At 69.2% G+C, this 14,604-nt stretch carries 15 protein-coding genes; 7 read left to right on the top strand and 8 right to left on the bottom strand.

Going from position 1 to position 14,604, the window contains the following annotated elements:
• Nucleotides 1–3 precede the first annotated feature (3 nt).
• The gene (locus AB0N89_RS23010) at nt 4–3,897 is read left to right on the top strand and encodes a vitamin B12-dependent ribonucleotide reductase (protein WP_364207568.1); all 3,894 of its coding nucleotides are present in this window, start codon (nt 4–6) and stop codon (nt 3,895–3,897) included.
• Between the two features lie 39 nt (nt 3,898–3,936).
• Here the strand turns inward: AB0N89_RS23010 and AB0N89_RS23005 are convergent, their stop codons facing one another.
• From AB0N89_RS23005 to AB0N89_RS22995, 3 genes are read right to left on the bottom strand one after another with little or no spacing between them, the layout of a single operon-like run.
• Entirely contained in the window at nt 3,937–4,233 is a 297-nt protein-coding gene (locus AB0N89_RS23005) for a DUF1330 domain-containing protein (protein WP_364207566.1), read from the bottom strand.
• A gap of 33 nt (nt 4,234–4,266) precedes the next feature.
• Nucleotides 4,267–5,646: an MFS transporter gene (locus AB0N89_RS23000; protein WP_364207564.1), complete on the bottom strand. Its 1,380-nt coding sequence runs from the start codon at nt 5,644–5,646 to the stop codon at nt 4,267–4,269.
• Nucleotides 5,643–6,089 (bottom strand): MarR family transcriptional regulator, encoded by a 447-nt coding sequence (locus AB0N89_RS22995; RefSeq protein WP_364207562.1) that lies wholly within the window; start codon nt 6,087–6,089, stop codon nt 5,643–5,645. The genes AB0N89_RS23000 and AB0N89_RS22995 overlap by 4 nt, the downstream gene beginning before the upstream one ends.
• Nucleotides 6,090–6,194: 105 nt before the next feature.
• Here AB0N89_RS22995 and AB0N89_RS22990 point away from each other — a divergent pair, with 105 nt between their 5' ends.
• The gene (locus tag AB0N89_RS22990; RefSeq protein WP_364207560.1) at nt 6,195–6,857 is read left to right on the top strand and encodes a hypothetical protein; all 663 of its coding nucleotides are present in this window, start codon (nt 6,195–6,197) and stop codon (nt 6,855–6,857) included.
• Here AB0N89_RS22990 and AB0N89_RS22985 read toward each other — a convergent pair.
• Genes AB0N89_RS22985 through AB0N89_RS22975 form a run of 3 tightly spaced genes read right to left on the bottom strand, consistent with a single transcriptional unit; the run spans nt 6,845 to nt 8,906 of the window.
• Nucleotides 6,845–7,201 carry a DoxX family protein gene (locus AB0N89_RS22985; protein ID WP_364207558.1) on the bottom strand — a complete coding sequence of 119 codons (357 nt, stop codon included), beginning with the start codon at nt 7,199–7,201 and terminating at the stop codon, nt 6,845–6,847. The genes AB0N89_RS22990 and AB0N89_RS22985 overlap by 13 nt on opposite strands.
• A 40-nt stretch (nt 7,202–7,241) precedes the next feature.
• Nucleotides 7,242–8,288 carry a DUF2293 domain-containing protein gene (locus tag AB0N89_RS22980; protein ID WP_364207556.1) on the bottom strand — a complete coding sequence of 349 codons (1,047 nt, stop codon included), beginning with the start codon at nt 8,286–8,288 and terminating at the stop codon, nt 7,242–7,244.
• A gap of 18 nt (nt 8,289–8,306) precedes the next feature.
• A complete protein-coding gene (locus AB0N89_RS22975; RefSeq protein ID WP_364207555.1) occupies nt 8,307–8,906 on the bottom strand; it encodes a CGNR zinc finger domain-containing protein in 600 nt (199 codons plus the stop codon).
• Nucleotides 8,907–8,961: 55 nt separating this feature from the next.
• Between AB0N89_RS22975 and AB0N89_RS22970 the strand changes: the two genes are divergently transcribed.
• Complete coding sequence (locus AB0N89_RS22970; protein WP_364207553.1) at nt 8,962–9,360, top strand: SRPBCC domain-containing protein; 399 nt, start codon at nt 8,962–8,964, stop codon at nt 9,358–9,360.
• Here AB0N89_RS22970 and AB0N89_RS22965 read toward each other — a convergent pair whose 3' ends face one another.
• Nucleotides 9,361–9,948, bottom strand: a complete 588-nt coding sequence (locus AB0N89_RS22965; RefSeq protein WP_364207551.1) for a helix-turn-helix domain-containing protein — start codon at nt 9,946–9,948, stop codon at nt 9,361–9,363.
• A 93-nt stretch (nt 9,949–10,041) separates the two neighbouring features.
• Here AB0N89_RS22965 and AB0N89_RS22960 point away from each other — a divergent pair, with 93 nt between their 5' ends.
• Together AB0N89_RS22960 and AB0N89_RS22955 are read left to right on the top strand one after the other, a co-directional pair.
• A complete protein-coding gene (locus AB0N89_RS22960; RefSeq protein WP_364207549.1) occupies nt 10,042–10,698 on the top strand; it encodes an NAD(P)H-dependent oxidoreductase in 657 nt (218 codons plus the stop codon).
• On the top strand, nt 10,698–11,012 hold the full coding sequence (locus AB0N89_RS22955) for a multidrug efflux SMR transporter (RefSeq protein ID WP_093938405.1): 315 nt from the start codon (nt 10,698–10,700) through the stop codon (nt 11,010–11,012). Before AB0N89_RS22960 ends, AB0N89_RS22955 begins: the two co-directional genes overlap by 1 nt.
• 65 nt (nt 11,013–11,077) lie before the next feature.
• Here AB0N89_RS22955 and AB0N89_RS22950 read toward each other — a convergent pair whose 3' ends face one another.
• Nucleotides 11,078–13,084: a prolyl oligopeptidase family serine peptidase gene (locus AB0N89_RS22950; RefSeq protein ID WP_364207547.1), complete on the bottom strand. Its 2,007-nt coding sequence runs from the start codon at nt 13,082–13,084 to the stop codon at nt 11,078–11,080.
• 117 nt (nt 13,085–13,201) lie between these two features.
• Between AB0N89_RS22950 and AB0N89_RS22945 the strand changes: the two genes are divergently transcribed.
• Together AB0N89_RS22945 and AB0N89_RS22940 are read left to right on the top strand one after the other, a co-directional pair.
• The gene (locus AB0N89_RS22945) at nt 13,202–14,107 is read left to right on the top strand and encodes a neutral zinc metallopeptidase (RefSeq protein WP_364207545.1); all 906 of its coding nucleotides are present in this window, start codon (nt 13,202–13,204) and stop codon (nt 14,105–14,107) included.
• Nucleotides 14,104–14,577 carry a hypothetical protein gene (locus AB0N89_RS22940; protein WP_364207543.1) on the top strand — a complete coding sequence of 158 codons (474 nt, stop codon included), beginning with the start codon at nt 14,104–14,106 and terminating at the stop codon, nt 14,575–14,577. Before AB0N89_RS22945 ends, AB0N89_RS22940 begins: the two co-directional genes overlap by 4 nt.
• Nucleotides 14,578–14,604 lie beyond the last annotated feature (27 nt).

Genomic DNA, 14,604 nt, shown 5'->3' with positions numbered 1-14,604 from the left:
CCCATGACCGAGACCGTGGGAACAGGCAACCCGGCCACAGCGCGGACGACGGGGAAGAAGAAGCAGCAGGCCGGTGGTCTCACCGTGCGGCGTGTCTTCACCACCAAGGGCGTCCACCCGTACGACCAGGTCACCTGGGAGAACCGGGACGTCGTGATGACGAACTGGCGCGACGGCACGGTCAACTTCGAGCAGCGCGGTGTCGAGTTCCCCGACTTCTGGTCGGTCAACGCGACGAACATCGTCACCAGCAAGTACTTCCGTGGCGCCGTCGGCTCGCCGCGGCGCGAGCAGAGCCTCAAGCAGCTGATCGACCGCGTCGTCCGCTCCTACGTCGACGCGGGCCGTCAGCACGGCTACTTCACGAGCCCCGCCGACGCCGAGGTCTTCGAGCACGAGCTGACCTGGATGCTGCTGCACCAGGTGTTCAGCTTCAACTCCCCGGTGTGGTTCAACGTCGGCACGACGTCGAAACAACAGGTCTCGGCCTGCCAGCCGTACGACGCCCTGGTCAACACTCCCGCCGGCGCGGTGCCCATCGGGCGCATCGTCGAGCTGAACGCGGTAGGCGCGAAGGTCTACGACGCGCACGGTCTCACCAAGGTGATCGCCACCAAAGCGAACGGGATCAAAGAGGTCCTCCGGCTCACGACGAAGTCCGGTCACCGTCTCGATGTGACAGCCGATCACCTCGTCTGGCGTTCGACGGGGAGTGGCGGTTCCTTCGTACCCGCAGGGGAACTCCGGGTCGGGGACACCCTCGAATGGCACCGGCGCGATGCCTTCGGCGAGACGGAGATCAACGAGCGGGACGTGGCCGAGGCCGCCCTCGCGGGCTGGTTGCAATCGGATGGCTTCGTCGGCCAGTACGAGGGGACCAACCGCTCGCTGACGATCGAGGCCATGACGGTCACCGATGCCGAACTCGCGTGGGTTCAGCGCGCTCTCGATCGGGTCTTCCCCGACGTTCACCGGCACGAGCGGAAAGTCGAGACGCAGGACAAGACGCTGGACTGCCGTCGCACTCGTCTTTACGGGGCCGGGCTGGAAGCCTTCGTGAGTGACTGGGGCTTGCGTGCTCGCGGCATCGACATGACGGTCCCCGAGGACTTGAACACCGCCCCGCTGCCCGTGGTGGCTGCCTATCTCCGCAGCATCTTCCAGGCCGAAGGCTACGTTTCCGCACGCGAGCGGTCGACGCTGGTCGGACTCGACATGATCAGCGAGCACCTGATCCGCGGAATCCAGCACCTTCTGTCCAGGTTCGGCATCTTCGCGCGGGTCGGTCGCAAGGCGGAGAAGCGGGACAACCGGCACGATCTGTGGGGAATCCGGATCCAGAACGCGGGTGACCGCCGGATCTTCGCCGACGCCATCGGTTTCCTGGACCCGGTCAAGGCCGCGAAGCTCGAAGCGTCGTTCGAGAAGCCGGGGCGTCCCGCGCTGGAGACCAAACGATTGCAGATCGCCGGGATCGAAAGCCGTGGCGAGATGCCTGTCTACGACATCCAGACGGAGTCCGGGGAGTACTTGTCCGGCAATCTCCGGGTCCACAACTGTTTCATCCTCGCGGTCGACGACACCATGGAGTCGATCCTCAACTGGTACCGCGAAGAGGGCCTGATCTTCAAGGGCGGTTCCGGGGCCGGCCTCAACCTCTCCCGCATCCGTTCCTCGCGTGAGCTGCTGTCCTCCGGCGGCACCGCGTCCGGCCCGGTCTCCTTCATGCGCGGCGCCGACGCCTCCGCGGGCACCATCAAGTCCGGCGGGGCGACCAGGCGCGCGGCGAAGATGGTCGTGCTCGACGTCGACCACCCGGACGTCAAGGAGTTCGTGCAGACCAAGGCCCGCGAAGAAGAGAAGATCAAGGTCCTCCGCGACGCCGGGTTCGACATGGACCTCTCCGGCTCGGACATCACCTCCGTCCAGTACCAGAACGCGAACAACTCGGTCCGTGTCTCCGACGAGTTCATGCGCGCGGTCGAGAGCGAGGGCGACTTCGGCCTGCGGGCGCGGATGACCGGCGAGGTCCTCGACCGCGTCGACGCCAAGAAGCTGTTCCGCACGATCGCGCGGGCCGCTTGGGAGTGCGCGGACCCGGGCCTGCAGTACGACGACACGATCAACGACTGGCACACCTGCCCCGAATCGGGCCGGATCACCGCGTCCAACCCGTGTTCGGAGTACATGCACCTGGACAACTCCAGCTGCAACCTGGCTTCGCTGAACCTGCTCAAGTTCGCCACCGAGGACGGCGGTTTCGACGCGCCGCTGTTCGCGAAGGCCGTCGAGCTGGTCATCACCGCGATGGACATCTCGATCTGCTTCGCCGACTTCCCGACCGAGGCGATCGGCGACACCACCCGCAAGTTCCGCCAGCTGGGCATCGGCTACGCGAACCTCGGCGCGCTGCTGATGGCGCTCGGGCACGCCTACGACTCCGACGGCGGCCGCGCGCTCGCCGCCGCGATCACGTCGCTGATGACGGGCGTCTCGTACCGGCGCTCGGCCGAGCTCGCCGCCGTCGTCGGGCCGTACGAGGGCTACGCGCGCAACGCCGAGGCGCACCAGCGGGTCATGCGCAAGCACGCCGCCGCCAACGACCTGGTGCGGACCTACCACTCGAACGACGCCGCGGTCCGCGCCCTCGCGACACAGGAATGGAAGCGCGGCATCGAACTGGGCGAGACCAGCGGCTGGCGCAACGCGCAGGCCTCGGTGCTCGCCCCCACCGGCACCATCGGCTTCATGATGGACTGCGACACGACCGGCATCGAGCCGGACTTCTCGCTGGTCAAGTTCAAGAAGCTGGTCGGCGGCGGGTCGATGCAGATCGTCAACCAGACCATCCCGCGCGCCCTGACCGCGCTCGGCTACCAGACCGAGCAGGTCGAAGCGATCGTCGAGTACATCGCCCAGCACGGTCACGTCGTCGACGCCCCCGGTCTCCGCCAGGAGCACTACGAGGTGTTCGACTGCGCGGTGGGGGAGCGGTCCATCGCGCCGATGGGGCACGTCCGGATGATGGCCGCGGTGCAGCCGTTCCTGTCCGGCGCGATCTCCAAGACGGTCAACATGCCGGAGTCGGCGACCGTCGAAGAGGTCGAGGAGATCTACTTCCAGGGCTGGAAGTACGGCCTCAAGGCGCTCGCGATCTACCGCGACAACTGCAAGGTCGGCCAGCCGCTGTCCACCGGCAAGAAGGACAAGGGCAAAGCCGAGCCCGAGGCCGGAAAGGTCGTCGAGTACCGGCCGGTCCGCAAGCGCCTGCCGAAGAAGCGCCCCAGCCAGACGGTGTCGTTCACCGTCGGCGGCGCCGAGGGCTACCTGCACGCCGGGTCCTACCCGGACGACGGTCTCGGCGAGATCTTCGTGAAGCTCGGCAAGCAGGGTTCGACGCTCTCGGGCGTGATGGACGCGTTCTCGATGTCGATCTCGGTCGGCCTGCAGCACGGGATCCCGCTGGAGTTCTACGTTTCGAAGTTCTCCAACCTGCGCTTCGAGCCCGCCGGCATGACCGACGACCCGGACATCCGGATCGCCACCAGCGTCATGGACTACCTGTTCCGCAGGCTGGCGCTGGACTACCTGCCGTACGAGAAGCGTTCGCAGCTCGGCATCTTCACCGCCGACGAGCGCTCGGCGCAGGTCGAGGCGACCTACGGCACCAGTCCCGTCGCGGAACCGGAGAACGTCGACCTCGACGCACTTCGGTCCACTGTGGACTCCTCGGCCGCGGAACCCGCCAAGGTGGCGCATTCGACGGCGGAACTGGTGGAACTGAACCTCGGCACCGCGTCCGACGCGCCGCTCTGCATGACCTGCGGCACCAAGATGCGGCCCGCGGGTTCGTGCTACGCCTGCGAAGGGTGCGGAGCGACCTCCGGCTGTAGCTGAGAACGAGGGGAGCCCGCCTCAACGGCGGGCTCCCCTCGGTCAGCCGATTCCTTCGACGATGCGGAAGTCGCGCTCGAAGCCGTCGGGGAGTGCGGCCAGTGCCTCCTGGTAGGCCGCGCTCTCGTATGCGGCGGTCGCCTGTTCGAAGCTGTCGAACTCGATCAGGACGACGCGCTCGGCGATTCCGGCTTCGTGCGCGACGACCCGGCCGCCACCGCGGGCGAATACCCGCCCGCCCCCGGCCTTGACGGCCAGACCGGCCAGTTCGTTGTAGGCGTCAAGCCCCTCAGGGGCGGTGATGGTGGGGTAGACGCTGACCCAGTAGCCCTTGGGCATGGAACCTCCAGTGTCGGTATGAGTGCATCTGACTTACGGGTTGGTCTTGGGCGAGCGTAGGAGGGCGAGGCTTATGAGCGTCGTGATCGCCATGGCGCCCATACCGGCCACCGCCGCGGCGGTGTAGGCGCTGTCGTCGGGGAAGAGATGGCCGGGGCCGGTGCCCGCGGCGAGGATCAGGCCGCCGAGGGCGCTGCCCAGGGAGTACCCGACGCTGCGGACGACGTAGTTGAAGCTCATGGCGCTCGACGTCTCGCTCTGGGGGGTGACGGCGAGGATGACGCCGGGCATCGCGGCCGAAAAGCCGCCGACGCCGAAGCCGAGCACGCCCATCGCGGCGAACAGTTCGCCCGGGTCCGACCGGGCCGCCGCGAACAGGGCGAACCCGCCGCCGACCACGACAGCGCTGCCTGCCAGGAGCAACGGGTCGGCGATCCGCGTCCGGACCCGCGGTGTGAGCTTGCCGGCGACGAACCCCAGCACCGAGAACGGGATGAGGACCAGCCCGGCGACGAAGGTCGTCAGCCCGAAGCCGTAGCCGGCGCCGTGCGGGGTCTGCGCGTACCGGGTGACGAGCGTGAGCAGGAGGTACATGCCGATCCCGCCGGCGAACATGGCGAGGTTCGCCCCGGCGACCGCCGGGTGCCGCACCGCCCGCACATCGACCAGGGGTGTCGTGCTGCGCAGTTCGATGACGGTCCAGACGCAGAGCAGCACCACCGCGACGACGGCGAGGCCCGCCGCCACGGCGAGGTGCCTGCTCCACAGAGTCCGTTCGCCGGCGAGGAACAGCACCAGGAGCAGCGCGGCGGCCAGGACGACCGCGCCTGCCACGTCCACGTGGGCGGAGCGGCCTTCGGGGGCTTCAGGCATGGAGCGCCACGCCGTCAGGAGGGCGGCGGCGGTGACGACCAGGCCGAGGTCGTAGGCGGCCCGGACTCCGCCGAGCTCGGCGAGCAGCGCGGCCAGCGGATAGCCGACGCCGGCCCCGATGATCGAGACCACCGAGATCAAGGCGATCACGGCCGCGCCGCGGTCCTCGGGGAGGTGGTCCCGGGCCACGCCCATCATCAGCGCCGTCAGCCCGAGCCCGACGCCCTGGGCCGCCCTGCCTGCCAGCAGCCACGCGAACGGCAGCGGCAGCACGGTGAGCGCGCTGCCGGCGACGACGACCGCCAGCGTGGCGAGGATCGTGGCCCGGCGGTGCGGGCCGGCCCCGAGCCTGCCCAGGACCGGCGTGGCGACGGCGCCGCTGAGCAGCGCGACGGTCAGCGTCCACTGCGCGCTGCCGAGCGAGACGTGGAACGAGGTCGCCACGCTGGTGATGAGCGGCGCCCCGAGGCTGCCGACCGCCGCCACGACCAGGGCGATGAACATCAGGGCGGGGACCAGCAGCCGCGGCTGTCCGGTCACTGCTTCGGCACTTCGCGGTCCTGGCTTTCGAGCTCCGCCAGATGGTTCAGTGCCGGAAGGGCCGCCGTCAGCGCCTCGACCTCGTCGCCGGTGAGCTCGCCGATCAACCGCTCGAACGCGTGGACGCCCGTTTGACGCCGCGTCCGGACGTAGGAGGCGCCGGCCTCGGTCAGACGCACCAGCGTGACCCGCTTGTCGGACGCGTCGCCCCGCCGCTCGACCAGGCCGGACTCCTCCATCACCCGGACCAGGGCGGTCATCGCGGGCTGGGTGACGCCCTCGACCGCGGCCAGATCGGTGATGCGCCGCGGTCCGGTCCGGTCCAGGGTGGCCAGGGTGGCGGCGGACGTCAGGCTCATGTCCCGGGGCAGGCGTCTCGCGGCCCTGGTGGCCAGGCCGTAGAGGGCTGCCCCGATGGCGGCGGACGCGTCTTGACGGCTCATGCTCGAAGAATAGCAGATTTATATTCATAGTTTATGTAAATGGCTAACCCCGACGCCGACGCTCGCGAAGGGGTACTTTGCTCGCGATCGGGAATGGAGACCTCGGTGACATCTGACGGCGGAATCGTCGATCCGTTCGGAACGCTCAAGCAAGCGCTGTGGATCTGCGGCGGACAGTGGGCGGGGAAGTCCACTGTGGCGCGGCTGCTGGCGCATCGCCACGGCATCACCGTCTACCACTACGACTTCCACGACGCGCGCGCTCACCAGGACCGTCGTGTCGCCCGCCGCGTTCGCGATGGCCTGCCCGCCGCGGATCCCGAGCCGGACACCGTGTGGGTGGACACCACGCCCGAGCGGATGGCGGCCGGCACGATCGCCGGGTTCCCGGCAAGGTTCGAGTGGGCTCTGGACGATCTGCGCGCGCTGGTCTCCGGGCGCCCGATCCTCGCCGAGGGCTGGGGATTGCGCCCGGAGCTCGTCGCGCCGCTCCTGGACTCGCCGCGGCGAATGATCGTCATGGTGCCCACCGACGACTTCCGCGAGCATCAGCTCCGCGTCCTGCCCCGCGCCGCCGCGGTCGTACAGCGGGTCAGCGACCCCGAGCGGGCGCAACACAACCGGATCGAGCGAGACCGGCTTGTCGCCGAGGACGCCGTCCGCGGAGCGGAGGAGCTCGGCATCCGGGTGCTGTGGATCGACGGCTCACAGGACGCCGAAGCGGTCGCGGATGTGGTCGAGGAGCATTTCGACCCCTATCTGACCTGAGCGAGATCGAGGACGAAGGTCGCCACCGCCAGCGCGAGGAAACCGCCGGGGAAGGCGATGTTGTAGAGGACGCGGGCACGCACATGGGTGATGACGGCGCCGACGTAGAACAGCACGAGTCCGGCGGCCGCCGCGGTTCCGATGAACGGCACGCCGAGAAGGCCGAGCAGCAGTCCCGCCGCGCCGGCCGCTTTGAGCGAGGCCAGCGGCGGGATCCAGGACGGCGGTACGTCGACTTCGCCGGAGTTCTTGAGTACGAACGGGACTCGCGCGAAGTCGGCGGCGGCGATCCCGGCGTTGACCACGATCGTCACGATGGCCACGGTGAGATAAGCGGAATTCATGTCTCCCGGACGAGACCGGCGCCGGGAACGTGACAGTCCGTCAGCGCCAGCGGTCGAGCACGGCCTCGATGGCGGTATGGATCCGGTCGCGGGCGGCCTGCCGCTCCACGCCCGCCATGAGGAGATCGTCGTAATCGGTGTCCAGGTGCCGGATCGAGGCGACGACGGCGAGGAACACCGGTCGTTCGGCCAGTTCCCGCCCGGCGGCGGAACGGCCCACCCGGCCACTGCCGCGCAGGCCCGCGTGTTCGGCGATGGCCCGCGCTCGCTCCGGCGGGCAGCCCGGGAACATCTCGGTGATCGCGGCGAAGAACCGGCCGGTGAACTCGACGTCTTCCTGCGCGCGCCGCTCGCGATCGCGGCCGCGGCGCCGCTCCCGGACGTCCTCGTCGGCGAGGCATTGTTCCTCGGCGCTGCGCAACGCCGCGTCTTCGACCAGAAGTCCTTGCCGCTCACTGCGTTTCCGTGACCGGTTGAACCGGGTGACGACGGCGGAGAGCCGGCTCGCCTTCTTCGCCCGGCGGGTCAGCGCGGTGTCGCCGGAGGGGAGGAAGACCAGGTGCCCGAGGTCGGCGCAGTCGAGGCAGTACGACTTTTCCTTCTCGAAGAACAACAGGTCGCCGGTACCGCCGCAGTCGGCGCAGATCCAGTCCTTCAGCGCCACCGAGACGACGAGATCCGGCGCCTTCTGCTGCCGGGCGACGACCTGCGCCCGTTTGGCCTCGGACAGCCCCGGCATGATCCACTGCGTCCGGAACAACGGGTCGAGACCGGCCAGTTCACCCGACGTGGCTTTCAGCGGAGTTCGGTCGCGGGTCGCTCCGACGTGCTCGATCTCCGTGGCTTCGAGGGCCTTTCCGTTCGCCCAGCGTCGAAGCGCGTTCAGGGCGAAGGTCAGCTTTTCCGGGGGCACCGGCAGCGCAGCCGTCAGCACGGGGACCCGGCCGTGCTGCCAGGCGTCGACGACGTTGTCCGTCAGCCAGCCGATCCCGGTCAGGACGTCGAGCGCGGTCACCGATTTCCGTTTGGACAGCAGCTTTTCCGCCGTCTCCACGACGCGCTGCTCCAGTTTCGCCTCACCTTGCATCGCCGGGAATCCTAGCGATCAGGCGGTTTCGGCGCGTGCGCGGTAGGCCCGGATCTTGGCGCGGTTGCCGCAGCGCTCCATCGAGCACCAGCGGCGGTTGCCCGACCGCGAGGTGTCGAAGAACAACAGGTGGCAGTCGTCCGCGGAACATTCGCGGACGCGGCCGGACCGTTCGCCCGCGACGAGGCCGATGGCGTCGCGCGCCACGGCGCCGAGGAGCTGCTTGCCGGTGACGGGCGGCGCCCACGCGAGCTTCCGCGTCTTCGGGTCCACGAGCGGCCTCGGGGTCGCCTCGGTCGCGCTGTTCAGCAGGGCGAGGTCGTCATCCGACGGTGCTTCGCCGCGGGCGAGGGCGGGCGCGACGCGGTAGAGCGTGTCCCGGAGTTCCTTGAGCGAGGTGAGTTCGGCGGGCCGGATCCGGACGTCGGTCAGGGGAGCGGTCAGCCCCAGCCGGGAGCCGGTGAACCACTCGGCGAGGCCGGACGGCGTATGCGCGATCTCGTAGCGCTCGTACGGGCCGGGTCCGCCGGTCAGCATCAGTTCGAGGCTGAGGCTGCCCGGATCGAACCGGTACCGCTCACCCTGGGCGTTGACGAGCAGCCTTGTTCCCGGAGTCATGTAACCACTATAGTCGGTTTTCGAAACCAGGTAAGACGGTTACGGCGGAGGCGTGATGATCGGGAAGACGAAGGACGCGGGCTGGGAGATCGGCGTGTCCAAGACGGTGGCCTACCCGCTGGAGCAGGTTTGGGAGTACCTCGCGGGTCCGGGCCTGACGGCTTGGCTGGGTGACGTGCGCCTGGAGCCGGAGAAGGGCGCGCCGTACGAGACGGCCGAGGGCACGGTGGGCGAGGTCCGCGGCTATCGCGAACGTGAAAAGATCCGCCTCACCTGGCAGCCGAAGGACTGGGACCACGAGAGCACGGTCCAGGTGGGACTCCGGCCGGCCGGGCCGGGCAAGACGACCGTGGTCTTCCATCAGGAGCGGCTCACCGGACCGGAAGAGCGCGCCGCGCAACGTGAGCACTGGCAGGCCGTGATGAAGCTCGTCGTCGACGGCCTCGCCGGCTGATCAGGACAGCGCTCGCCGCGCCTGCTCGCTCAGCGCGTCGGTGATCCGTTCGGTGCTCAGGCCGAGCTCGCCCGTCTGGTGGAGGAACACTTCCGGCGCGAGCGGGGCCAGCAGGATGTCGGCGAGCGCGTCCGGGTCCTTCGCCTCCGCCTGTTCGGCGAGGAGCCGGACATGGGTGCGCCACAACCGGTACGCGCCGGTGGTGAACCGCGAATGCCCGACCTCGGTGCCGAGGACGAGATGCGCGTGCCGGGCGAGCAGGTCGGTCATCGCCGCGTAGAACGCGGCCAGCCGTTCGGCGGGCGGCGCGCCGGGACCCAGTGGGGGAGGGCCGGTGAGCAGTCGCTCCTGAAGTTCCCGCTCGTGCTCGTCCAGCAGGGCGACGGCGATCGCCGAGCGGTCCGGATAGCGCCGGTACAGCGTGGCGCGGCCGACTCCGGCGGCTTGGGCGATGTCCTCCATGGTGACGTCCGCGGCCGGACGAGCGGCGAAGAGCTCGTCGGCGGCCTTCAGGATCTTCGCGCGGTTACGGGCGGCGTCTGACCGTTCCCGTCCCGGACCGTTGGCGAGCAGATCTTCCGTCGGCATGTCCGCAGCCTAGGGAATATCCGGACGCGACGTCCACTTGTACCCGGCGAAGCAAGTGGACGCCGTGTCCACTTCCTGGTCCGGGAGGCCCCGATGAGCCACCTTCTCCACCTCGACTCCAGTGCCCGCGGCACGTCGTTCTCCCGCGAGCTGAGTGCTCGCTTCGCCGAGGTCTGGCGTACCGCGCACCCCGGCGCGGGCTACACCTATCGCGACGTCGCGGCGGCGCCGGTGCCGCCGATCGGCCAGGCCTGGACCGAGATCTGCGACGCCCTCCTCGCCGAAGGCATCACCGATCCGGCCGGGTACGCCTCGGTGGTGAAGACGCCGGAGCAGCGCGAGGCCTGGGCGATCATCGAGCCGCTGCTGGCCGAACTGCTCGCCGCCGACGTCGTGCTGATCGGCGCGCCGATGTACAACTTCTCGATCCCCGCGACGCTCAAACTGTGGATCGACCAGGTGACGTTCCCGAAGATGTCCTTGGCGGGCAAGGCTTTCGTGGTCGCGGGAGCGCGGGGCGGCACCTACCTGCCGGGGACCCCGCGGGAGCCGGTCGACCATCACGAGCGCTACCTGCGTGACTTCTTCGCCGGGCACTACGACGTCCATGACGTCACGTTCCTGCATTCCGAACTCACGAACGCCCTCGTCGACCCGCGGCTGAGCCCGCGCGACCCCGATCGGATCGCGTCGCGGGAACAGGCGCTCCTGGCGGCCGAGAAGCTGGCCGCGAACGGGAAGGAGGCCTGATGGGCTGGGGAATCCTGCTGCTGGCCGGAGTCGTCGAGGTCGCCTGGTCGCAGAGCATCAAGCCGACGGAGAACTTCACCCGGCTCTGGCCGACCGTGCTGTGCTTCGTCCTCGGCGTCGCGGCGGTCTACCTGCTGTCGAAGGCGATGGACACGCTCCCGGTGGGGACCGCGTACGCCGTGTTCACCGGCATCGGCGCGGTGGGCGCGATCGTCTTCGGCATCGTGATCCACAAGGACCCGCTCAGCTTCGGGCGGTTCGCCGCGCTGGCGCTCATCGTGGGAGGGGTGGTGCTGGCGAAGGTGGCGGAGTGAGGCCCAGATGTCATGAAAGGGTCGTTCAGGACGAAAAATGTCCTGAACGACCCTTTCATGACAAGTCAGGCGAGCGTCTCCCACAGGAATTCCAGCATCAGCGCCCATTTGAAGGCCAGCTGCTCGTTGTCGGCCGCCGCGCCGTGCCCGCCCTCGATGTTCTCGTGGTAGCGGACGTCGTGTCCCTGCTCCAGCATCCGCGCGACCATCTTGCGCGCGTGCGCGGGATGCACCCGGTCGTCCCTGGTCGAGGTGACGAACAGGACCGGCGGATACCCGGCTCCGCTCCGGACGTTCTGGTACGGCGAGTACTTCCCGATGAAGTCCCATTCCGCCGGGTCGTCGGGGTCGCCGTACTCGGCCATCCACGACGCGCCCGCGAGGAGCTTGTGATACCGCTTCATGTCCAGCAGCGGCACCTGGCTCACGATGGCGCCGAACAGGTGCGGGTACCGCGTGAGCATGACGCCCATCAGCAGGCCGCCGTTGCTGCCGCCCTGGATGCCGAGGCGCGACGGCTCGCTGATGCCACGCTCGACGAGATCCGCGGCGACGGCCGCGAAATCCTCGTAGACCTTGTACCGCTTCGCTTTGGTCACCGAGGTGTGCCAGTCCGGCCCGTACTCCCCGCCGCCGCGGATGTTCGCGACGACGTACGTGCCTCCGCGCGAGAGCCAGCCACGGCCGATCACGCCGCTGTAGCCGGGGGTCAGCGAGACCTCGAAGCCGCCGTACCCGGTCAGCAGCGTCGGCCCGCCTTCGGCGCCGGAGGGACGTACGACGAAGTACGGGATCTTCGTGCCGTCTTCGGACGTCGCGAAGTACTGCGAGACCGTCATGCCTTCGCTGTCGAAGAACGAAGGGGCGCGCTTGAGGACTTCGACGTCGCCGCCGACGTGCCCGTACTTCAGCGTCGACGGCTGGGTGTAACCGCTGGAGTCGAGCAGGTATTCGTCGCTGACGTCGGGGTCGGTACCGGTGATCTGCGCCGTGCCCAGGTCCGGGGCACCGGCGAGCGGCTGGGAAGACCAGCCGTCCGACGGCGTGAGCACGCGCAGTTCGGTCCGGACGTCGGACAGCGTCGAGAGCAGCAGGTGGTTGTGCGTCCACACCCAGTACTCCAGCGACGTGTGCGCGTCCGGCGTGAAGACGGTCGTGAAGGTCCGCTCACCCGCCATGAACGCGTCGAAGCCGGAGGCGAGCAACGTGCCGGCGGGGTACGTCGTGCCTTCGACGGTCCATTCCGAACGAAGCCGGATCAGCAGCCACTCGCGGTGCGAGGACGTCTGCGCGTCTTCGGGGACCTGGATCCGCTCCAGCCCGGCAGCCGTCCGGAGGTACCGCTCCGTGCGGTAGAAGTCGATCGACCGGTAGACGAAGTCGCGCTCCCAGCCTTCGGTCGGGTCGTGATGGGAGGACACCGAGACGTCGTCCGCCTTGCCCTCGAAGACCACTGTCGCTTCTTCGAGCGGAGTCCCGCGCCGCCATTCCTTCGCCAGCCGCGGATAACCCGAGCTCGTCAGCGTCCCGGGGCCGAAATCGGTGCCGATGTAGACGCGGTCGTGGTCGATCCAGCCGATCCGGGTCTTGGCTTCGGGCACGAAGAAGCCGTCCTCGACGAAACGGAGCTCGTCGAGGTCGAACTCGCGGACCACGGTCGCGTCGGCGCCGCCTCGCGACAGTTCGACCAGCGCGCGGTGATACCCCGGCCGGAGGACTGCCGCGCCCTGCCACACCCAGTTCTCGCCGTCGGCCTCGGCCAGCGCGTCGACGTCGAGCAGGAGCTCCCACTCCGGCGCGTCGAGCCGGTACTGCTCGAGGGTGGTGCGGCGCCACAGGCCGCGGGGGTGGGCCGAGTCCTGCCAGAAGTTGTACAAGTACTCGCCGCGGCGCCGGACGTACGGGATCCGGTCGTCGGCGTCGAGGACCTCGCGGACCCCGTCGCGGATTCCGGCGAACCGGTCACCGGTGGACAGTTCCGCCAGAGCCTCGGCATTACGGGCTCGCACCCAATCCAGCGCTTCCTCGCCGGTCACGTCTTCCAACCACAGGTACGGGTCCTCGTCACTCATGCCGACAGTCTTGCCGGGGGATCCGTCACCGCGCCACCAGGTGCCCGTTTCGGCGCGTGTCTTCGCCCGGCACGGCCCTGCTCCGTATGCTGATGGCTCGCACGTTTGGGGGACATCATGACCGCGCCATCGCCGCCTCGTCCCGAAAGCCCCCGCAACACGGGTGCCGCGGTGGTCGGCCTGCTCATCGTCGCCGCCTTGACCGCCATCGGGATGGCGATGGCGGGCGGACCGCGGGTGATCGACGGCCGGGCCCTCCCGTCGTCCGGCGCGTTCGCCTCGGAGGGGGCCAAGTCCCCGGCCGGGACGAAGAGGCCCGCGCCCAAGGAGGTGCGGGAGCTGGAGACGAACCCGTTGCTGGCCGAAGGGGTCGCCCTCGGCGCGGTCACCTGCCGCCTGCCGGCGATCAGCCGCGATCCCGCGAAGCTGGAGACGTACTACAAGACCTTCGCGTCCTGTCTCGCCGAAGCCTGGAAACCCGCCCTGGACCAGGCGAACGAGCCCACGTTGACGGCGACCGTGCAGGTGACGCTGCCCGAGACCAGCGCCTGTGGAAAAGCGCCGAGCGAGAACGAGGCCGTCGCCTACTACTGCGGCGGTGACACCACGATCTACGCGCCGACCCAGTGGATGCTGAGCGACGCGGGCCTCGAACGGTCCCGTCACCTCGCGACGATGGCCCACGAATACGGGCACCACGTCCAGCGCTCCAGCGGGATCCTGTCGGCGGCCGCGGAGAAGATGTCGTCGCCGGAGGAGGACTCCCCGGCGGACAAGGAACTGGTCCGCCGCATCGAGCTGCAGGCGAACTGCTTCGGCGCGCTGGCCCTCTCGGCGGCCGCCGGGCGCGGCTCGATCAGCACGTCGCTGGCCAACGCGGCGCTCGCCGACTACGGCCGCGCCGACGACAGCGACACCCACGGCACCCGCCGTAACCAGCTGAAATGGGCGAAGGCCGGGTTCTCGGGCAAGACGACCTCGGCGTGCAACACCTGGGCTGCGCCCGCTTCGGAGGTCAAATGACCGACGACGTGATGGCCGAGATCAACACCGGCCTCCAGCAGCACATCTCCGGAGACCGGGCAGGCGCGCGCGAGAAGTTCGCGGCGCTGTGGGAGCGGATCGGCGAGGACGGCGACCCGCTGCACCGGTGCGCGCTCGCGCACTACATGGCCGACGTCTGCGACGACCCGGCCGACGAACTCGCCTGGGACCTCCGCGCGCTCGCGGCTGCCGATTCGCTCACCGACGAACGCGCTCAGGCGTACCACGCGACCCTCGCCGTGCGCGGGTTCTACCCGTCGCTGCACCTGAACCTCGCGGAGGACTACCGCAAACTGGGTGATCACGAGTCCGCGAAGGCCCAGTGGGAGCTCGGACAGGGCACCCTCGGCGCGCTCGGTGACGACCCGTACGGCACGGGGATCATCGAGGCGTATCGGGCGCTCGCCACCCGGCTGGGACTCGAACCGGACTTTCGCGTCGGCCGATGAGGCCATAACCTGGAGTGACTCAGGTCA

It is taken from the genome of Amycolatopsis sp. NPDC089917 (assembly GCF_040684635.1).
GTDB lineage: Bacteria > Actinomycetota > Actinomycetes > Mycobacteriales > Pseudonocardiaceae > Amycolatopsis.
Note: the sequence above shows the minus strand (reverse complement) of the source record. Positions and strands in the feature narration are given on the sequence as shown.